This window comes from Bacillus sp. BD59S, from assembly GCF_007363175.1.
Lineage (GTDB): Bacteria > Bacillota > Bacilli > Bacillales > Bacillaceae_G > Bacillus_A > Bacillus_A pacificus.
Genome location: NZ_CP034686.1, coordinates 1,880,005 through 1,900,787, shown reverse-complemented (window position 1 = coordinate 1,900,787; position 20,783 = coordinate 1,880,005). Strand labels below are relative to the sequence as shown.

General features: G+C 34.0%; 22 protein-coding genes and 1 pseudogene. 12 read left to right on the top strand and 11 right to left on the bottom strand.

Features of this window, described 5'->3' with window-relative positions:
* Positions 1-29: 29 nt before the first annotated feature.
* The gene (locus tag EKQ63_RS11880; RefSeq protein WP_143881054.1) at positions 30-1,631 is read right to left on the bottom strand and encodes a lipase family alpha/beta hydrolase; all 1,602 of its coding nucleotides are present in this window, start codon (positions 1,629-1,631) and stop codon (positions 30-32) included.
* A gap of 549 nt (positions 1,632-2,180) precedes the next feature.
* Between EKQ63_RS11880 and EKQ63_RS11875 the strand changes: the two genes are divergently transcribed.
* Complete coding sequence (locus EKQ63_RS11875; protein WP_088327359.1) at positions 2,181-3,020, top strand: arylamine N-acetyltransferase family protein; 840 nt, start codon at positions 2,181-2,183, stop codon at positions 3,018-3,020.
* 96 nt (positions 3,021-3,116) lie between these two features.
* Here the strand turns inward: EKQ63_RS11875 and EKQ63_RS11870 are convergent, their stop codons facing one another.
* On the bottom strand, positions 3,117-3,326 hold the full coding sequence (locus EKQ63_RS11870; protein ID WP_000830253.1) for a hypothetical protein: 210 nt from the start codon (positions 3,324-3,326) through the stop codon (positions 3,117-3,119).
* 162 nt (positions 3,327-3,488) lie between these two features.
* Positions 3,489-3,641: an exosporium protein ExsG gene (gene exsG, locus EKQ63_RS11865; RefSeq protein WP_000395674.1), complete on the bottom strand. Its 153-nt coding sequence runs from the start codon at positions 3,639-3,641 to the stop codon at positions 3,489-3,491.
* Between the two features lie 208 nt (positions 3,642-3,849).
* On the opposite strand from exsG, the gene EKQ63_RS11860 reads away from it, so the two are divergent.
* Entirely contained in the window at positions 3,850-4,803 is a 954-nt protein-coding gene (locus EKQ63_RS11860; protein ID WP_088327357.1) for an excalibur calcium-binding domain-containing protein, read from the top strand.
* Positions 4,804-4,924: 121 nt separating this feature from the next.
* Here EKQ63_RS11860 and EKQ63_RS11855 read toward each other — a convergent pair whose 3' ends face one another.
* Entirely contained in the window at positions 4,925-5,494 is a 570-nt protein-coding gene (locus EKQ63_RS11855; protein ID WP_088327355.1) for a group-specific protein, read from the bottom strand.
* Positions 5,495-5,687: 193 nt separating this feature from the next.
* On the opposite strand from EKQ63_RS11855, the pseudogene EKQ63_RS11850 reads away from it, so the two are divergent.
* The 4 genes and pseudogenes from EKQ63_RS11850 to EKQ63_RS11835 form a co-directional block, all read left to right on the top strand.
* A pseudogene (locus EKQ63_RS11850) lies at positions 5,688-5,823 on the top strand (DUF542 domain-containing protein); the annotation flags it as partial.
* A 335-nt stretch (positions 5,824-6,158) separates the two neighbouring features.
* Positions 6,159-7,121, top strand: a complete 963-nt coding sequence (locus tag EKQ63_RS11845) for an AAA family ATPase (RefSeq protein WP_088327353.1) — start codon at positions 6,159-6,161, stop codon at positions 7,119-7,121.
* Positions 7,121-8,335 (top strand): DUF58 domain-containing protein, encoded by a 1,215-nt coding sequence (locus tag EKQ63_RS11840; RefSeq protein ID WP_087952723.1) that lies wholly within the window; start codon positions 7,121-7,123, stop codon positions 8,333-8,335. The genes EKQ63_RS11845 and EKQ63_RS11840 overlap by 1 nt, the downstream gene beginning before the upstream one ends.
* Positions 8,332-10,560, top strand: a complete 2,229-nt coding sequence (locus tag EKQ63_RS11835; protein ID WP_143881053.1) for a transglutaminase TgpA family protein — start codon at positions 8,332-8,334, stop codon at positions 10,558-10,560. The genes EKQ63_RS11840 and EKQ63_RS11835 overlap by 4 nt, the downstream gene beginning before the upstream one ends.
* Before the next feature lie 82 nt (positions 10,561-10,642).
* Here EKQ63_RS11835 and bsaA read toward each other — a convergent pair whose 3' ends face one another.
* A complete protein-coding gene (gene bsaA, locus EKQ63_RS11830) occupies positions 10,643-11,125 on the bottom strand; it encodes a glutathione peroxidase (RefSeq protein WP_087952726.1) in 483 nt (160 codons plus the stop codon).
* 224 nt (positions 11,126-11,349) lie between these two features.
* Between bsaA and EKQ63_RS11825 the strand changes: the two genes are divergently transcribed.
* From EKQ63_RS11825 to EKQ63_RS11805, 4 genes are all read left to right on the top strand, one after another.
* Positions 11,350-11,559, top strand: coding sequence for a DUF3925 family protein (locus EKQ63_RS11825; protein ID WP_087952728.1), 210 nt, complete (start codon positions 11,350-11,352; stop codon positions 11,557-11,559).
* Between the two features lie 88 nt (positions 11,560-11,647).
* The gene (locus EKQ63_RS11820) at positions 11,648-12,628 is read left to right on the top strand and encodes an MBL fold metallo-hydrolase (RefSeq protein WP_143881052.1); all 981 of its coding nucleotides are present in this window, start codon (positions 11,648-11,650) and stop codon (positions 12,626-12,628) included.
* An 85-nt stretch (positions 12,629-12,713) separates the two neighbouring features.
* Complete coding sequence (locus tag EKQ63_RS11815; protein ID WP_087952732.1) at positions 12,714-13,148, top strand: hypothetical protein; 435 nt, start codon at positions 12,714-12,716, stop codon at positions 13,146-13,148.
* 153 nt (positions 13,149-13,301) lie between these two features.
* A complete protein-coding gene (locus EKQ63_RS11805) occupies positions 13,302-13,547 on the top strand; it encodes a hypothetical protein (protein ID WP_000285541.1) in 246 nt (81 codons plus the stop codon).
* 54 nt (positions 13,548-13,601) lie between these two features.
* On the opposite strand, the gene EKQ63_RS11800 is transcribed toward EKQ63_RS11805, so the two are convergent.
* Together EKQ63_RS11800 and EKQ63_RS11795 are read right to left on the bottom strand one after the other, a co-directional pair.
* Positions 13,602-14,282: a DUF3600 domain-containing protein gene (locus tag EKQ63_RS11800; RefSeq protein ID WP_087952734.1), complete on the bottom strand. Its 681-nt coding sequence runs from the start codon at positions 14,280-14,282 to the stop codon at positions 13,602-13,604.
* A complete protein-coding gene (locus EKQ63_RS11795; protein ID WP_044792604.1) occupies positions 14,279-14,857 on the bottom strand; it encodes a sigma-70 family RNA polymerase sigma factor in 579 nt (192 codons plus the stop codon). The genes EKQ63_RS11800 and EKQ63_RS11795 overlap by 4 nt, the downstream gene beginning before the upstream one ends.
* 207 nt (positions 14,858-15,064) lie before the next feature.
* On the opposite strand from EKQ63_RS11795, the gene EKQ63_RS11790 reads away from it, so the two are divergent.
* The gene (locus EKQ63_RS11790; protein WP_087952736.1) at positions 15,065-16,051 is read left to right on the top strand and encodes a quinone oxidoreductase family protein; all 987 of its coding nucleotides are present in this window, start codon (positions 15,065-15,067) and stop codon (positions 16,049-16,051) included.
* A gap of 29 nt (positions 16,052-16,080) precedes the next feature.
* Positions 16,081-16,719: a zinc dependent phospholipase C family protein gene (locus tag EKQ63_RS11785; protein ID WP_087952738.1), complete on the top strand. Its 639-nt coding sequence runs from the start codon at positions 16,081-16,083 to the stop codon at positions 16,717-16,719.
* Positions 16,720-16,763: 44 nt separating this feature from the next.
* On the opposite strand, the gene EKQ63_RS11780 is transcribed toward EKQ63_RS11785, so the two are convergent.
* The 4 genes from EKQ63_RS11780 to EKQ63_RS11765 all read right to left on the bottom strand — a co-directional run bounded on the left by EKQ63_RS11780 (position 16,764) and on the right by EKQ63_RS11765 (position 20,766).
* Complete coding sequence (locus EKQ63_RS11780) at positions 16,764-17,147, bottom strand: VOC family protein (protein WP_000581472.1); 384 nt, start codon at positions 17,145-17,147, stop codon at positions 16,764-16,766.
* Positions 17,148-17,270: 123 nt separating this feature from the next.
* Entirely contained in the window at positions 17,271-18,440 is a 1,170-nt protein-coding gene (locus tag EKQ63_RS11775; RefSeq protein WP_000588613.1) for a DEAD/DEAH box helicase, read from the bottom strand.
* 19 nt (positions 18,441-18,459) lie between these two features.
* Entirely contained in the window at positions 18,460-18,987 is a 528-nt protein-coding gene (locus EKQ63_RS11770) for a hypothetical protein (RefSeq protein ID WP_000460219.1), read from the bottom strand.
* A gap of 90 nt (positions 18,988-19,077) precedes the next feature.
* The gene (locus EKQ63_RS11765; RefSeq protein WP_011040261.1) at positions 19,078-20,766 is read right to left on the bottom strand and encodes a formate--tetrahydrofolate ligase; all 1,689 of its coding nucleotides are present in this window, start codon (positions 20,764-20,766) and stop codon (positions 19,078-19,080) included.
* Positions 20,767-20,783: the final 17 nt, after the last annotated feature.

Here is a 20,783-nt window from a genome sequence, read left to right as displayed (position 1 = left end):
TTTTTATATTAAAAACTTCTCATTCTTTCTTACTTCTCCACATAAACCGACTTAACAATTGTACGATTATACGGTTTTCCTTCTTTATTCATCCCTTTTATATCCATTGTAACGTTATATACTCCTGATTGCTTTATATCCTTCAAAGCACCAGTAAATGTATTATTATTAACATGTTGTAATTCATTATATTCAGAGACTAGTTTCCCTTCTTTATTAACTACTCTTACTGTTATGGAAAGATCCCCTTTCATTTCAGGTGCCACAGGTGATTTTTTCAGTTTATACTCAGGTTTATTTACTTTAACTTTGGTAGGCATTTGAAGAACAAATGGTGCGTCATCATTGTAATCGCTTACAACTAAATATGCATCTTTCGACTGCTTCGCCATCATTTTAACTTTCCATTCTCCTACATCCATTTTATCAAATTTAAATGTTCTAATTGTTGCACCACCAAAGAAAGATTCTTCTTCACCAGTAGTTATAACGCTATCCTTATTTGTATACATTTTTCCTTTTGGTGATATCATTTGTACTTCTACATTAGACGAAGCAGTTAATATAGAAACGATTCCTTCTGACTTTTTATCAACTGTAACAGTTTGCTCTATCCACTGATTTTGTGGCAATTCTCCGCCTAAAATGTTTTGATTTGAAGTTGTATTTAATTGTTCTATATTTTCATTTGAACTAGTGCTGGATGCTACTAAAGCTGGTACGGCTACATTTGATGTACGTAAATATGGTTCAATTCGTGAGAACACAGCAGATCCTTTTCGTATATTATCATGATCAAATCTGGAATCTGTAAATAAATGAGTTCCATACGGCAACTTAGCACTCCACTCATTTACTAGCCCATCATTTGAACCGTATGATGACAAATATAATCCGCCCATGGATAACGCCGAGAATACAGGGCCCCAACTAGTTCCCGTAACTGTGTAATAACGGTTTAATTTAGCTGCTGGATTATTATCAATCGTTGAACGAAATTTTGCCATTTCGCCCATTTGTAATGAGTACGTACCATCATCTTTTTGACCTAATATAGAGGCAAGCCATCCCGCCCACCAACTATATGATAAATCAGCTAAGTTTGATCCATGATGTGGTGTCGCAAGCGTGATAACATTTCCGACAAATCGATTTGCACCATATCCTACTAATGCAGCCTGTGTATCGATACCGCCTTTACTATGTGCTACAATATTAACTTTTTTACAAAAATGATTATATATTTCTTCTAATTTTTGTGCTAACAATTTTCCGTTGTCCCACTGACTAGCTGATCCTTTTCCAGCAGCATCATATAATTGTATAAATACTGTTTGATAGCCTGCTTTCAAAGCATAGTCATACATATCATTTATGTCGTGATATACAGTTTTTCCATACCAACTATCTGCATTTCCATTCCTTCCTTGCACAAAGAGAATTGGAGGCTTACTTTCATCATAATTAGCAGGCTTTTTTCCTAAAAACCATTCTCCAGGTGTAAAGACTTCTTGATCTGGAAAGCCTGTTTTAATCTCTTTTACAACTTCTGCTCGCACATTTGTGCTAATCATTGGAACCATGATAAAAAATACAATTAGTAAGGCAACACATCTTCTCATCAATCGCATGTTACTCCCCCCACTTTTTTTGAAAGAAGGTGCTCTTTGTAATTTTTTTTATCTTCTTTCTTAATACTAGATAATCTTTTTACTTAAACAAAATCTTGTCCCTATTCTCAAGAGATTACTAGTACCCCTTCTTCCTTAACACACGTTATTCTCTTTGTTTCTATCTCTTCCTTTTGAGAGAACACTATAAAAAAGTTTCTCAATAATTGTTAACCGTACTAAATCCAAATATCTCTAAATCATCATTGTCTATATAAAGTATACAAATCTTGAAAAAACTTTAGAAAAATAACACTTTATTACTACCTAGTTATAAAAAAGAGGCATGAAGATATGTACTTTTATTTAATTTAATACAAAACAAACGAATAGAAGCTTATGCTGTAAGACTTTCCTACGACGAAATATTAAACTGAAATTTCTAAATAGATAATAATATTTCCAGAAACATATATTATGATAATTTTCGCAGACTTGAATTAAACTTTTAGAAGTACTAACCTAGCGGTGAGCAGAAGAAAATTCTGTAAAAAGAAAGGAGAATGCTTTATGATGACCAATTTACAAAAGGAGTTTTTTAAACGACTAAAAATTCCTGCAAAAGAAGTAACATTTGATGATTTAAATGAAATCCTCTTAAAGATGGGCTTGATTCTTCCCTATGAAAATCTCGATATTATGACTGGTACGATTAAAGATATCTCAAAAAAGAACTTAGTAGAAAAATTACTTATTCAAAAACGAGGCGGTCTTTGTTATGAATTAAACTCCTTATTGTATTACTTTTTAATGGATTGTGGGTTTCAAGTATATAAAGTAGCTGGTACTGTTTATGATCTTTACGATAATAAATGGAAACCCGATGATGGTCATGTCATTATCATATTAAATCATAATTATAAAGATTATGTTATAGACGCAGGTTTTGCATCTCATCTCCCTTTACATCCAGTCCCTTTTACCGGAGAAGTCATCTCTTCTCAAACGGGAGAATATCGAATTCGCAAACAAACTACCCGAAAAGGTACACACATTTTAGAAATGCGAAAAGGAGCTAACGGGGAATCTACAAATTTCTTGCAATCTGAACCTTCACATGAATGGAAAATAGGCTATGCCTTCACTTTAGATCCAATAGATGAGAAAAAGGTGAATAACATTCAAAAAGTGATTATGGAACATAAAGAATCTCCTTTTAATAAAGGGGCTATTACTTGTAAATTAACTGATTATGGGCACGTATCATTAACAAATAAAAATTATACAGAAACCTTTAAAGGCATCAAAAATAAACGACCAATAGAATCAAAAGATTATGCTCGCATTCTTCATGAATCTTTCGGAATAACACAAGAAAAATATGTAGGAAAAACACTAGAAAGAGGCTAGTTGACTAGAAGTATTTCATAATAAAGCAGATTCCATATTTAGAATCTGCTTTATTTTATATTTTGTTATAAAGGAATTTATTTTTGCTGGTACCCTTTAATTTTCAATGATATACTCATCATCATATTTATCATATTGGAGGCCTGATCCTATTTTTGATTCCGTAACTTGATCTCTTAAAAACGGTGCAGCTTCCATTTTGCTAGTTGCAATTTCAATTCCATATTTTTTCGTTAAATGGGCTAATTCTATTAAAAACCACTCTCTTCGTAATGTAACTGGAATATCAAATGTTCTTCTTTTCATATATAATAGCACCTCTTTAATTTTCATAACTTAAAAAACATTATAGTATATGCATGTCCATTCTAAATGTGCTATTACTAAAATAACATTTTAGTTTACATAAAATAATTATATATTAGTAGAAAGAGGCTTGTCCTCCTCTTTCTACTGTAGAGATTTAAATTAAGAACATCTTGGTACACCTAAAGCTAAGAATAAACCTGCTACTCCCGCAGTAATCGGTACTTTCAACGTAATTACATCGTCTACCTTCGTTACTAAAAAGTAAGCATTACCTTCTTGTAATATACAATTCACTAACAATTGAAATTCCATTCAAATCCCCTCCTTTCAATCGATATATTATACTTTATGAATTTTATTTAAAAAGGTAATAAGAAATATATCTATTTTTCCATATATACTAAATAATAATTTGTAAATCTATTAAAAATACTAATTTTCTAAATTTATATAAATCGTGTACTATCCAATAAATTCCTATATAATCAATAGTGAAAATCTTACAAATGGAGGTATAAAAATGACGATTTTGAGTAATATTGGTGCAGCTTTATTTTTTATTGCTTTTATTCTTTTCATTCTATGTATCATCTCGTTTTTCAAGAAAAATGGAAAAGCAAAACAATATGGTCGTCCTGCCGTTATTCTTTTTATGATTTCGATTGTATTAATAATAACTAGTGCTGAGACTTCTAATAACCCAATTGTTGAATTCTTTTCTATTTTAAGTTTTGTTTTATTTGTTTTCTTCCTTGTGCTAGCAATCTTATCTGTAATTAAAAAGACTGGTGTAGCAAAAAAACAATTTATTATCACAGCTATTTTATTTGTCATTTTTGTTGCATTATTAAATATTTCAGCTCCTTCTTCTGAAAAGACGACAGCAACTAGTAAAAAAATTGCTTCTAACAATGCAGAACAAAAAGAGAATGAGAAGAAAAAAGAACTTGAAAAGAAAGAAGAGAACGAAAAGACTCAAAAACAAGAAGACGAGAAGCGTCTAGCTGATGAACAAGCTCGTAAGCAAGAGGATGAAAAACGCCAAGCCGAAGAGCAAGCTCGTAAACAACAAGAAGAGCAAAAGCGCCAGGCTGATGAACAAGCTCGTAAACAACAAGAAGAGCAAAAACGTCTAGCTGATGAACAGGCTCGTAAACAACAAGAGGAACAAAAGCGCCAGGCTGATGAACAAGCTCGTAAACAACAAGAGGAACAAAAGCGCCAGGCTGATGAACAGGCTCGTAAACAACAAGAAGAGCAAAAACGTCTAGCTGATGAGCAAGCCCGTAAACAACAAGAAGAACAAAAAGCACAGCAAACTCAAACACAACCTGCTTCAGGAAATACTAGTAGTGCATATTACAAAAATTGTGCTGCAGTTAGAGCTGCTGGGAAAGCTCCCCTATATAAAGGACAACCAGGTTATGCCTCACATCTTGATCGTGATGGCGATGGAGTTGCATGTGAAAAATAATAGTAAAAAAGAAGCTTCTAGTAAGCTTCTTTTTTACTATTACGTATAGTTATTACTCTTCCATTCTTGTAAGCCATATATCAATTCAAATTGGCATCTTATTTTTTAAATGCTTGTAATATTAATCATTAACTGGAGCAATACTCCAATTTATTATTTCAAGATTTTTCACCTCTATTTTTCCTTTGACAAGAACATGTGGAATTAAGTGAAACATCCCAAATCTTCTACCCTTTTCATATTCCTCCCTGTAATATTCTTTGGTGCAGGTATTTAATTGCTTTAATTCTCTATATTCATTAAAGTTGATGATTTCTATTTCGCATTCTTTTAATTCTCTATTTGTTCCACCCCAATTATGCTTTGAATACTTGTATATTGCCATACACTGACCCTTCAATGCGCCAATAGGAACTTTATAAAACAGTTTATTTGTATGAAGGTTTATTCCTATTTCCAGTGATACTTTATAAATCTCATAAGGATTCAATGGTAAAAAATGCACAACATCATTCCATAAACATTCTAATTTTGGTATTTTACGTGTTAATAAGTTCTCCCTTTGAGGATGATCTTTATATTTTTGTATATACTCACCGTATAAATTTAGATATACACTTTTCAATTCATTTAATGGGATTAAATATTCTCCTTTTAGTTCTTCTGGTACCATATGATAAACATATTCCACAAAAACCTCCTATAAAAGATATACTTCCTATTCCAAAATTCTTCGCCATCTTTTCTATAATGTCCTCTGTTGAAGAATAATCCTATTATTCTCAAATCAGATACATAATAAGTGATTTCAATCACCACGTTGTTTTTCACTTATCGCTATTCTTAATTTAGATATTACATTTAAACTTTATGGAGGCATTCATATGGAACATACATTTACTGAGAGTTCAATTGCTGGTGAGATTGTTACACAATTTCCGAAAGCTAGTGATCTTTTTAAATCATATAGATTTTTGTTGTAGTGGTAATAAGCCACTTATTGATGCAATTCATGAAAGAAAATAATGTTTTATTTCCGCGTGCCATTACAAAGGCATAAATAAAAGCAGGACATGAGTAACAATACTCCTGTCCTACTTTTATTCACGCTTCATCACCCTCTCAATCCAAATAACTACATTTCCTATCCGCTTCTCTTTTCACATTAAACTACAAATCATTATTTACCATATTGCCCTAAGTTACGGAAACAATTATACTAGATGTAATCAGAATAAATAATCTGAATATTCTTAAATTAAAGATGAAATCTTTACTGCCCTCAATTAGATGGATACATTCTATTTTCCGCTAAATAGATTAGAAAACGATAATAACACATTAGGAGGATTACGATGCACCAGCTTGATTCATTACATCCCATTATAGAAAAAATAATTAACAATATTGAAAAGTTAATGGTCGGAAAGCGAAAAGAAACACTATTAGCTTTAACAGCTCTCTTAGCTGAAGGTCATGTACTATTAGAAGATGTTCCTGGCGTTGGGAAAACGATGTTAGTACGTGCTCTTTCTAAATCTATTGATGCTGATTACAAACGTATTCAATTTACACCTGATTTACTTCCATCAGATGTAACAGGTGTTTCTATTTACAATCCGAAAGAGCTCCAATTTGAGTTCAAGCCTGGACCAATCATGGGGAATTTTATACTTGCTGATGAAATTAATCGTACATCTCCCAAAACACAATCCGCCTTACTTGAAAGTATGGAAGAAGGCAATATTACAATTGATGGTATGACAAGACCGTTACCCAAGCCATTCTTTGTAATGGCTACACAAAATCCTGTCGAATATGAGGGAACATATCCTTTACCAGAAGCACAGCTCGATCGTTTCTTGTTGAAACTAAAAATGGGATATCCTACACAAGAAGAAGAATTTGAAATTTTAAACCGGATGGAAAAAACAAACCCCCTCTCCCATTTACAAGCTATTACTACAATAGAAGAATTACTTTATTTACAGCAAAGCGTACGGGAAATAAGCGTGGACAAAGCGATTAAGCATTACATTGTAAAGCTTGTTAGTCAAACTCGGTCTTATAGTTCTATACAACTAGGCGCAAGTCCGCGTGGCTCGATTGCTTTAATGAAAGCTTCACAAGCTTATGCATTTATCCATGGCAGAAATTATGTTATTCCAGACGATGTTAAATTTTTAGCTCCTTACGTGTTGGCTCACAGACTCATTTTAAAAATGGAAGCAAAATTTGAAGGAATAACAGGAGAACAAGTTATCGCAAAAATCGTTGCACGAACTACCGTGCCTACCCAAAGGAAGATGAACCTTTGATGAAAAGGATTCTACGAGTACTCTATCATTTTACTAAGTTATCATTCATTCCGTTATGCCTAGTCTTAACATTTTTATACGCTATGCTTCAAGGAGGATTTGTAAGTTGGTTTTTGTTTTACAGTATGATTCCTATTGGCCTTTATTCACTATTACTCCCCTTCTATGCTTTGCGGAACGCTGAAGTAAAACGAATAACAAATCAAGACGAATATACAGCAGGAGAACCTTTTTTAAGCACCATTACAATAAAAAGAAGATTTCCTTTTCCATTACTTTATTTAATTATAGAAGATGAATTACCATCACAATTTACAAAGTGTAAACAAACGAAGATGAATAAAGTAATACTCTTTCCAGGATTGAAACGAAATATTTCGTTTCAATATGCAATCGACACAATCCCTAGAGGAGAGCATACTTTTTCAAGCGTACGTGTGAAAACTGGCGATCTATTCGGTATAATGGAGAAAGAAGTAATTTTTTCAGTTCCAGATACATTTTTAGTCTACCCTCAGTATGTAGATATAACATATCGACAAATGGAAAATCATTTTGAACAAGGAGCACTTTCAGCAAATATAAATTTAGTAAAAGACTCTACCATTTCTGTCGGTGTGAGAGACTATAAACCTGGTGACCGCTTTTCATGGATTGATTGGAAAGCAACTGCACGAACGAACAATATTATGACGAAAGAATTTGAACAACAGCGCAGCCATAATATTATGATATTCATGGACAGAACCCCATCCCCTCTATTCGAATCAGTCGTCACATTTACTGCCTCTATTGTCAGATCTGTTTTGAAGCAAAATTCACCGGCGTCATTCGTATCTGTCGGAAAAGAACGAACTTTTTTCCCTTTAGACAATGGAGATAGTCAGTTACATCAAATCTTTTGTCATTTAGCAAAAGTACAAGCGGACAGTGTATTCCCACTCTCCCGAAGTGTAGAAATGGAATTAAGAAAAGTTTATGAGCCCGTAACAATTATACTCGTGACAAGTGATCTTTCTCCCGATATTCAAAAGGCAGCTGACTATGCTGCTATAAAAAATAGAAAATTAATGGTGTTTGTCGTAAAAGAAAAAGCAAATCAACTATCACATCGCGAACTTAGTATTCTAGAAACTCTACAAAAACGAAAAATATTTGTAAATGTAGTTTATGGAAACCAGTATACAAACGTGTTTTTTGAGGTGAGCAAATGATAACATTACAGACAAAAAAACAATGGGATATGACTAGATTTTTCATGCATGTATGCGCATTTCTACTTTTACTAGAATGGCTAAGCCCCCTTATAGGTATTACAAATGTAGGTAGATTAGATATTTTTGTAATATTTATAGGGATTTGCTTCACTCTCTCTTTTTTTCAAACAAAGTGGCAGATTCCAATAAAAGTCTTCACGATTTTATTCATCATTCATTTCCTATACTATAAAAATGCTTTTATAAATCCATCTTGGTTAACAAAATTTTTTAATGATATTTCTCAAAATTCTTCTCTGTTATTTCAAGGGAATTTGCTAGATATTTCTCCAGTTTTTCCAACACTTTTATTTTTTTTATCATTTTGGTTTTTGAGTGCTTTCATCTCTTTTTGGATGATTCATAAAAAACGTGGGTTGTTATTTCTTATATTGACTATTATTTATATCACCATTTTTCATAACTTACATTTATACAATGCAAACTACGCTATTATTCGTACTGTTGTCATCGGCTTTTTTATGCTTAGTCTTATCCGCACAGAACGAATAAAAGAAATGGAACAGTTACAAAATTATGCTAGAGAAATCTCAAAATTACTTAGACCTCTTACATTATTTATTGTATTGTCAGCAACAATCGCATACTTTGCTCCAAAATTTGGCCCTCAATGGCCAAACCCAATGGATTTTTTACAATTCAACACATCCGAAGCAAGTAAAAAACAAGAAGTTTCTAAAATTGGATATGGTTTAGATGACTCGCGATTAGGTGGTCCTTTTAAGGCAGATCCTACAATTGTTTTTACAGCAGCAACACAAAACAAACAATATTGGAGAGTCGAAACGAAAGATTTTTATACCGGAAAAGGCTGGGAAGTTTCTGAAAATCAAAAGAAGGTTTCTTTTAAAAATAAAAATGACGTCGTGAGCTGGTACGAACAAAATACAAAAACGGAGACAACAAAGGCAACAATCAACATGCAAAAAAGTTATCCTCACCTTACCTATCCAGCAGGGTTAATATCAGTTGAGGCTTCTTCAGATGTATCATACAGCGTTGACCCATTTTCTGAAAAAATCTATACGATGGATGGAGATTCTTCTACTACTTTACATTCATATAAAGTAACGTATGAGGTCCCGGAGTTTTCCATAGAAAACTTAAAAGCTGTAAAAACGAATGAAGGCCAAGAATCAAATCCTTATTTCATGACAAAGTACACGCAACTTCCAGAAGCATTACCGCAGCGAGTAAGAGACTTAGCTAGTAGTCTAACAAAGGATAAAGACACCCGATACGATAAAGTATTAGCTATTGAAAACTATTTCACCGACCATTCTTTTGTATATGAAACAACGAATGTCTCATTCCCTGCCCAAAACCAAGATTATGTAGATCAATTTCTTTTCGATACAAAAAGCGGCTACTGTAATAATTTCTCGACATCTATGATCGTGTTACTTCGTTCTGCTCGAATTCCTGCTCGCTGGGTAAAAGGTTATACAGAAGGAACTCTTGATAATACGCTGGTGGGTGCTGAAGGTGAGGATGTTTATAAAATCGCGAACGATAACGCACACTCTTGGGTCGAAGTATATTTCCCTGGATACGGATGGATTCCATTCGAACCGACAAAAGGATTTACGAATCCCTATAATTTTATAAATAATACTCCTGCTCCTACTTTACAAAATAGCGAAGAAACTAATTCTCAAAACGCGCAAATGCACCAAAGAAACAATGAAGCAAAGCTTAAAAGTTTAATAGAAGATACTGAAGAAACGCCTACTAACAAAATTACAAATGCTAAAAATAAATTTTCTTGGTGGTACGTATTCCTTTCTACAATACCAATTAGTATCATCGGCTACACTCTCTTCGCTACTAGAATGAAATGGATTACATTTTTTATCATTCTTTACTATAAATATCGAAAAGATGATGCTATTTATAGTAAAGCTTACAGTGCACTTTTGAAACAGTTTGCGAGAACTGGTATACCCCGAGAGGAAAGTCAAACATTCCGAGAATATGCTCTCCATATCGATACACTTTACAACTCGAATGATATGCAACAACTTACTTTCAGTTATGAGAGTGCTATATATCAAAAAGGACAAGCCGCAACAGAATGGGAAAAATCCGTACACTTATGGGAAGTGCTTATGAAAAAAGCTGCTTCTCCGCCTAAATCAAATGACTTCCATTCAGCGATTTAATATTGACAATGTGAATGTAAAAAAATGCCTCAAAGAACAAAATAGTTCTTTGAGGCATTTTTTAATAAAGTGAAACTCCTAGTTATTCGCCAAGTACCTTCTCAATCTCAACCTCTAAATCAACCGGCTTCGTTTGCGGTGCAAAACGCCCTACTACTTTTCCGTCTTTTCCAATTAAAAATTTTGTAAAGTTCCATTTTACTGCTTTCATACCGAGTAAACCTGGTGCTTGTTCTGTCATGTATGTATACAGAGGATGAGCCTTTTCACCTTTTACATCAATTTTTGCAAACATTGGGAAGTTTACACCGTAGTTTAATTCACAAAAGCTTGTAATATCTGCTTCTGTACCTGGTTCTTGTCCTCCGAATTGGTTACATGGGAAACCGAGTATTTCTAGCCCTTGTTCTTTATATTTATCATACACTTCTTGTAATCCTTTATACTGTGGTGTAAACCCGCATTTACTAGCTACATTTACAATAAGAAGCGCTTTTCCTTCGTAATCTTTTAACGATTTATCTTCCCCTGTTATCGTTTTAGCTGAAAAATCATAAACTGTCATTATCCTTGCCCCTCTCTTCACTATCATTCTATGTTTATACTATACTACATTCGTGAATATACAGCTCTTATTACGTACTTACAAGATATCATGATAGCGCTTTATTTTTGTTCGAAAATTCGACACAAACTACTAGACTTTTCTGTTGGAAAGTTTTACAATTGAAATGTGAACAAAATGTGACAGTTTATATTCTATTATGATAGAAAAGGATGGTATTCAATATGAAAACTGCACAACATGAAACGATTTCAAATCGCGAGTTTTATTTCGTACTATATATGATGTTATTGTATGTGATTGGTTGGGTAATCGATGTAAATGGTTTATTTTTAAGCTCCTACTTTAATTTAGCAGGAGAAATTATCCTTCCATTAGTTGGCGGCATTGTTGGGCTGTTCGTTATGTCTATCAATAAACAACAAAGGCAATAAGAACATTACAAAAAGGCAGAAGACGAATCTTTCGTTTTCTGCCTTTTTGTATTTTTAGCGTATAATAGTTACATACCGTATATAAGGAGTGGTAAAGATGAAAAAAGTAGAGCAATTATCTTCTCACCTATATCTGATTGATGATTTTGATTTACAACATAATGAACGAACTGGTACGTACGTTTTATTAGGTGATGATATTACTTTAATTGAAACTTGTGCAGCCCCTTCTCTTCCGTATATTTTAGACGGCTTACAACAATTATATATTGATTTAATCGAAGTTAAAAACATTATCGTTACACATGTTCATTTAGATCACGCCGGTGCTGCTGGTTTAATGATGGAAAAGTGCCCAAATGCTACTTTATATGTGCATTCTCGCGGTGCTCGTCATATGATTGATCCAACAAAACTTATTTTAGGCGCAAAAGCTGTGTACAAAGAAGATTTCGATAAACTTTTCGATCCAATTCTTCCAATTGAAGAAGAACGTGTTCGTATTGTACAACATGGTGATACGTTACAAATTGCAGAAGACCGCACCCTTACATTTTATGATACACCGGGACATGCGAAGCACCATATTAGCATTCACGATTCATTAACAAATGGCATTTTTACTGGTGATACAATTGGAATTTATTATAGAGAACTTGCAGACCTTGGTGTGGAACTATATCTACCATCAACATCCCCTTCACAATTCCAGCCAGATGCGATGATTGCTTCTAAAAATCACATTCAAAGTATGAATGTAGATACAATTTATTTCGGCCATTACGGTGCATCATCCAATGTTACAGAAGTATATAACCAACTAGAACATTGGTTACCTATTTTCGTTCATACTGGTAAAGAGGTCTTTGAAAAATATAATGATTTCGATGAGGCTACTAAAGCTTTGCAAACTGTATTAATGGATAAGGTCTCTTCTCACCTTACAAAGTTAAACGTTCCATCAGATCATTCCGTTTATAACATTTTACATCTAGATATAGAAATTAGTGCGATGGGCATTATAGATTATTTCACGAAGCAAGAAAAGGCAAACTCCACTATTAACTAACAGTAAAAGAAGAGATATACAACATTCGTTATTGTATATCTCTTCTTTTTTTGAATATATTTTGAGTAAAGGATGGTGGAATGTAATGCAAAAAGTGATGCTATACCTCTGCTTCACATTATTTATCGTCTTATTATTATTTGTCGGAGTGAAAATTCAATTTTATTTAGATACAGACGCGCAAGTGAACTTTAACGTTTATCCAAGATTATTCTACTTTACACTCTTCCCTCTTATAGTCGGTATTTTATTACGATTCCTTCAATCTATTAATCGCGAAACGAGTAAACAAAACTGGAGCTTTCAACCGGATAAATTTATTGCTATTACAGTACCTACACTATTCATTTCCTTTTCCCCAGCACTACTCTTTTCACCACTTGGCGAATACCTACCTTATTTAGTTAATATTATTCTCATAAATACAACTTTTGTTACGATTATTAGTTTAATAGCTGGTTATTCCCTTTTAGATTGTTTTATAAAAAAAGACATTGCAAATATGAAAAAATATAATTGATAACCAATACTTAAATGTCATTGGTTTCGGCGGTTTATTTATAAATGCAATATTACTTGTAAAAGTCGCTACACATGAGAAAAGGAAATTTATGTTAAAATAAAAGGAATCACGTACTAAGTCAAATTACATTTCAATCAAGGGAGAATTATTATGTATAGATTTTTTGGATTCTCGTGTCTAATGTTCCTCGCAAGCATATTTTCTTTCTTTATTTTAAGAGGGCCTAATGCAAATTTAACTTTAATTATTTCGATACTAGGTATTCTCTCATTACTCGGCATTATTTTTGCGATAGCTTCAAAGAATTGGTTATTCGGAATAGTTGGTACAGCATTAAATGGAATAATACTAGTAGTTGCATATTTCCTGTTGCTAGCAAAAGGCATAGGTGGTTAATATATTTACGTTTCAATAAGAAAAGCTCAGAGCTTAGACTCTGAGCTTTTTTACTTATCTCACCTTTTCGTCTACATACTCCATAAACTGCTCTGCTTTCATAAATCTTTCTTTATATGCCTCAGGTACTTCTTCTAGTTTTATTGCACCGGTTGATTTTGTCTTCACTCGTACGATTTCATGTGTCATTAAAGCTTCCATATAGCGATCAAACTCTTCTTGCGTTAATACTTCTCTACTTGATTTATGACCATTTAATTTATCAAAGTATGGTTGAAGGCCCATACTTACCTTTTTCATTTCTTCTCTTTTTGCTGGTGATAATGCATCATAATCAATATTACCGTTCGAATCTCCGTACGCAAGCTTTGCATTTGTTAATTTCTTTAGTTCTTTTGTAAACACTTCATATTCTTTTGTACCCATTTCATCTTTCGCTTCTGATAGCTTTGCACTAAAACGCATATACGCCTCTAATGTCATCGTTCCAGCGTGTTTTTTTAAGTTTTCAAAAGACCCGTATATACCATCTGCCATAATAGATTGATATGCAAAACCAGTTGTCGGGATTAAAAAAGCCGCTGCAAGTACTCCTGCGATAAGGCGCTTCTTCCTCTTACTTCCACCACGATTCATTTTTATTTGAACGATTACTTTTTCTTTTAACTCCGGCGGTGCAACAATCCCCTTCGCTTCTTCTTGTATAGATTCTCGGACTTTACAATCTAAACTCATTTCACATTCCCTACCTCTCCTAAAAAGATTTCTTCTACTTGCTCTTTTTGACGTAGTTTCTTTAATGCCGCATGAATTCTAGATTTCACAGTACCAATTGGAATATGTAATATTTGTGCTACTTCTTCTTGAGAGTAATCGTGTAAGTATCTTAAAATAATAACTTTTTTCAATTTATACGGTAATTTATGAATAAGTTCGATTAGTTTTTGATTTGATATTTTACTTATTACATCGTTAGAAAAATCAATTTGTACTGGTTTTCTTTGCTCTTCTGCTTTTTTTATAATTCGTAGTCGCATCCACCTCTTTCTTCTATAAGAGTGAATTTGTTTAATCGCAAGTCCAATTAGCCAAGGACGAAATGGCTTCTCGCTATCATACTTACGAAGCGATTCATATAGTTGTATGTATATTTCTTGAACGACATCATCTACATCCGTTTTATCTTCAATCAAAAAATGTGCTGTTTTATATACTTCTTGAATCGTTTTATCATACAATTCGCTATACGCTTCTTTATTTCCCGATAAAGTTAATTGGATTAAATCTGTATACACTGTTTCATCCTTCATATACCATCCCTCCTTTGTCTTACACTATATATTGGCAAGTAATCCATATTTCGTTCGATTTTTTCAAAAGTTTTTTTATATAGATTAATATAATGATTCAATATGTTCATAAGCTCCACTTATAATCACGCATAACTATTATATAATTTTCCAATTTCTAATGAAGACTTAAAATGATTTATATAGTCAAATTTAGGAGGATATATAATGAAAGCTATCATTGTAACGTCGTTCGGTGGTCCTGAAGTGATGAAATATACAGATGTGGATATTCCAGCTATTTCAAAAGATCAAGTTTTAATTCGTGTTGTTGCTACAAGTGTTAATTTTGCTGATATTAAATCACGTTATGGCAAAAAAGGAAATAAATCACTACCTTTTATTCCAGGGATAGATGCCGCTGGTATTGTAGAACGTGTCGGTTCTCATGTGAAAAATATTTATCCTGGACAGCGTGTCATTGCATTTCCTCAAAATGGATCATACGCTGAATATGTTGTTGCAAATGAAAATCTTACTTTCGTATTACCTGATGAAATTAATTTCCAAACTGCAGCTGCTTGTCCAATCGTATCTTTTACAAGCTATAATTTACTCGCAAATGTTGCAAGAATTCAACAAGGCGAATCAGTACTCATTCATGCGGCTGCTGGCGGAATTGGTACTACAGCTATTCAACTTGCAAAACTATTAGGGGCTGGAAAAGTTATCGGTACTGTCGGAAGTGAAGCAAAAAAAGAAATTGCTTTATATGCCGGAGCTGATTATGTTATTTGTCATCAAGATGAAGATTTTGTAGAGAAAATCAATGAGCTGACAAATAGAGAAGGCGTAAATATCATTTTAGACTCTATTTCTGGATCTGTTTCGGAAAGAAGTTTAAAATGTCTTGCTTATTACGGTCGCCTCGTTCATTTCGGTAATGCTAGTGGTGAAATTGGCAATTTCCATACGAAAGATTTACATGCAAGTTGCCGTTCTATACTCGGTTTTAGCTTTGGAACTACACGAAAAAAACGTCCTGAACTACTCCAAGAAACTGCAAATGAAGTATTCCGTTATTTGCGTGACGGGCGTTTGCAAATCAAGGCTACAAAATCTTTTCCACTCCAAGATGCAGGGAAAGCACATGAATGGGTCGAAAGTAGAAAAAGTACAGGGAAAGTAATACTAAATGTTCAGTCATCTTCCTGAAATGAATACTTGAAACCGAGGTGTCATTCATGGGATCACGAATTATGCATGCTATTATTGCTAACAGGATTGCCGAGAAATTATGTATTCAAGATAAAACTTCTTTCATACTTGGAGGTGTAGCCCCTGATGCAGTTCATTCAGCAGAAAAAAAAGGAACTTCACATTTTTACGCAGGCACGACGAAAAACTATACGCGAAGGATAGATTTCAATTCTTTTTTTCAAAAATATAAAGTTCATATGAATTCCCCTTTTCTCTTAGGCTATTACACCCATCTCATTGCCGATGATAATTGGCTAAGTGGCTTTTTTCTACCTTGGCTAAAAAATAGAATAGAAAATGATGAAACGATCGCACCTATGTACTATAACGATTTTAAATTGTTAAATGCAAAATTGCTTCATCATTACGATAAAGAACAACAGCTCTTCTCTCTTCTCAATCAAGAGGCTCACATTGTCGATATTGAAGAGGTTTCTAAAGAAAACGTTTTTTCTTTTCGAAAGTATCTTTTTGAAGATATGTTGTATCCGGAGCAAAATTTGCATGAAGACTTACAAGTATTTACGTTTAATCAAATCGTTGGTTATATTGAGACAGCTATTGAAAAAGGCGTATTTTATATTAATCAATTCTCTAATGAAAAATCCACTTCAAACATGTAATCCCCCTCAATATATTTGAAGGGGATTTTCACATAGTAATATTATTATTTGTTCTTTTCCATAACCGCAAAATAATTCCCTTCACTATCAGCAAAGTTAAATACTTTACCAGAAGGCATAGTTACCATTTCGCCAACAGTAACATTTTTATTTTTTAAATCTGCATATAATTGATCAAGATTTTCTGAGAAGAACATTAAAGACGGTGTACCAAGATTCAATTCTGGGCTCATCTTAGAGATAACTTCTTTATTATGTAATATAATGCTCGTTTCAGCACCGTTAGTTGGAGCGATTTCAATCCATCTCATTCCTTGTTTGTTATCTTCCTCTGCAACTACATGAAATCCTACCTTTTCCGTCCAAAAATTGACTGCCTCATCTTGATTATTTACATATAACATAATTTGTCCAACTTTATGAATCATTGCATTTCCCCCTAATGATTTTTATATTCTATGTAGGTTTCTACAGGTAATGTTATTTTTCCTTTGTCATTCAATTACAAACAAAAAAGACGTAACTACAAATAGTTACGCCTTCCACATTATTTATCTAGGCTTTTTCTTCCCAGTAAATGCTGGTTTCTTTTTCTTTGGTGCTTTCGGTTTCGTTTCTACAAATGATCCTTTGAACATTTCTTGCTTCGTAAATACAATGCCTAGTTTTTTCGCAAATTGCAGTAATTTACGCTCTTCTTGTGGTGTTACAAGAGATACAACAGTTCCTTCTTTACCCATACGTCCAGTACGTCCTGAGCGGTGAATATATTGGTCTACTGTGTCTGGTAACTCTAAATGAATTACATGTGTTAAATCGTCAATATCGATTCCACGTGCTGCAATATCAGTAGCAAGTAGAATTTCTAATTTTCCTCCGCGGAAAGCACGCATTGTCGCTTCACGCTCTTGTTTACTTGCTTCTGCATGAAGAGCTGCTGCTTTCATTTTACGGAATTTCAATTTCTCAGTAATTTCATCTAAACGGAATGGGTCGTTTAAGAACGCAACTGCTTTTACATCGCCCATATGCATAATTCTTCTTACGTAATCATTTTTTTCGCGTCGCTCACAAATGATATACGTATGCTCAACTAAGCTTTTTGATTCTGCACGTGTTACACGTACTAATTGTGGTTCCACTGCTAAATCACGTGCCGCATCTTCTGCCGCTTTTGTCATTGTCGCCGAGAAGAATACTAATTGACGATCGCGCATCGTAGATTTAATTACATCTTGTACAGCACCCATCATCTTTTGTTTTACAATTTGATCAAACTCATCAAATACAATTGTTTTTACTTCATGCATTTTTAGCTTTTTCATACGAATTAATTCTAAAATACGGCCTGGTGAACCAACAATTACTCTTGGGTGTTTCTTTAATTTTTCAACTTGGCGCTTAATATCGGCACCACCAATTAAAGATGCACCTGAAATTTCAGTTCCTGCTGTAAACTTTTGAACCTCTTCATGAATTTGCATGACAAGTTCACGTGTTGGCGCTAAAACAACAACTTGTGGCTGTTTTACTTCAGGATTAATTTTATGTAAAAGGGGTAATAAGTACGCTAATGTTTTTCCTGTTCCAGTTGGAGATTCAGCTATAACGTCTTGTCCTTCTAAAATAGTTGGAATCGCTTGTTTTTGAATTTCAGTTAACTCTTTAAAACCAGCCTTCTCCCAAGCTTGTTGTAAAAATGGTTGCATATCTTTTATCATTTGTTTTTCTCCTTTATCTCTATTTTTGAAGAAAATGCTGTATTGTTCGCACCGTTTCTATCATGTGTGAAATAACAGCTATTAAATCATCAACATGGTCTTCTGTAATCGCTTTTTGAAATAGAACCTCTACCTTATTATGATATGAAATCGCTTGCTTATTATATTCGTATGAAACTTTCTGCATAATCATTCTTTCTTTTCCCCATATAGAACGCATTAATGTTTCAATTTCTTCGCATTTTACTTCTGGTTGTTCTAACGGGAATGAAAATGCTAGCTTCATCTCACAACCAGGTGTAAACTGAGGCACTTCTAGTATTTCACCAGACAAGTTCTTTGCATCCACAGATAATGAAAATGTTGCTTCTACTAACGGTTCAAACGGTTCTGTTAATTGAAATGAGATATGATATATACGACTTAATGAAGCAAGATCCATCATATCTTTTCGATCTGTTACAAGAATATCTCCATGTAGATCAAAATCATACACAGCACCTTCTACGATTACTTTTAAATTGTCAAAAGCAGTTGGATCAAACATAATTTCCTCCAAAAAACAGGCGCCTTTCGATGGAAAGGCGCCACTTGATGTATATATAGTTTACAGATAAACGAGATGAATTACAACCTTTTAGAATAAACCTACTGCTTTTCCATCTTCATTTACATCCATTTGTAATGCTGCTGGTTGTTTCGGAAGGCCTGGCATTGTTAACATTGTACCTGTTAACGCAACGATAAAGCCTGCACCTATAGATGGTTTTAACTCACGAATTGTAACGATAAAGTCAGATGGACGACCTAATTTTGTTGCATCGTCAGAAAGAGAGTATTGTGTTTTCGCCATACAAACTGGTAGGTTACTCCAACCTTCTCCTTCATATTGAGCTAATTGCTTACGTGCTTTCGGAGCAAATTCAATATCTTTTGCACCGTACACTTTTTGAGCAATTGTACGGATTTTTTCTTCTAATGGTAATTCTAACTCATAAAGTGGTGCGTAGTTGTTTTCGCCTTTTTCGATTTCTTTTAACACTTTTTCAGCAAGGTCAACTCCGCCTTGGCCACCTTTCTCCCAAACTTCTGTTAAGGATACTGCATAGCCACGCTCATTACACCATTCTTGTAAGTATGCAACTTCTGCATCTGTATCTGTAATGAATTTATTAATTGCAATTACGAAAGGCACACCGAAGCTTTGAATTGTTTCAACGTGCTTCTGTAAGTTTTCCATACCTTTTGCTAATGCGTCTACATTTTCTTCTTTTAATTGATCTTTTGCTACGCCGCCATGCATTTTAAGCGCACGAATCGTCGCAACAATAACAACTGCTTCTGGTTTAATACCAGCTGCACGAGCTTTAATATCTAAAAACTTCTCTGCACCTAAATCAGCACCAAATCCAGCTTCTGTAATAACATAATCACCTAATTTTGCTGCCATAGTTGTAGCGATAACACTGTTACAACCGTGAGCGATATTCGCAAATGGTCCGCCATGAATGATAGCTGGTGTATTTTCTAGCGTTTGTACTAAGTTTGGTTTTAATGCGTCTTTTAATAATAATGTTAACGCACCTTCTACACCTAAATCTTTAACCGTTACAGGTTGATTTGCAAAATTATAAGCAACTACGATGCGTGATAGACGTGCTTTTAAATCTTGAATATCTGTCGCAAGGCAGAATACGGCCATAATTTCAGATGCTACTGTAATATCAAAACCATCTTCACGTGGTACACCTTGAACGGGTCCACCAAGACCAATTACTACGTTACGTAGGGCACGATCATTTAAGTCAACACAGCGTTTCCAAACGATTTTACGCGTATCAATTCCAAGTGTATTTCCTTGTTGGATATGATTATCAATAAACGCCGCTAACGCGTTATTAGCAGTTGTGATCGCATGGATATCTCCAGTAAAGTGAAGGTTAATGTCTTCCATAGGTACAACCTGTGAAAAACCACCGCCTGCTGCTCCGCCTTTTAGTCCCATCGTTGGCCCAAGAGATGGTTCGCGAAGTGCAATTACTGTTTTCTTACCAATTTTATTAAAAGCTTGACCTAAACCAACTGTTACTGTTGATTTACCTTCTCCAGCTGGAGTTGGGTTAATCGCTGTTACTAAAACAACTTTACCGTCTTTCTCATTCTGTAAGCGCTTAAAAATATCAAGAGATAGCTTACCTTTATAATGCCCGTATGGCTCTAATTCATCTTCTAAAATATTTAAATCAGCTGCAATTTCTTGAATCTTCTTCATACTCGCTTCTTGTGCGATTTCAATGTCGGATTTAACTGTTGTAGTAGTTGTCATATACCCTAGTCCCCCTT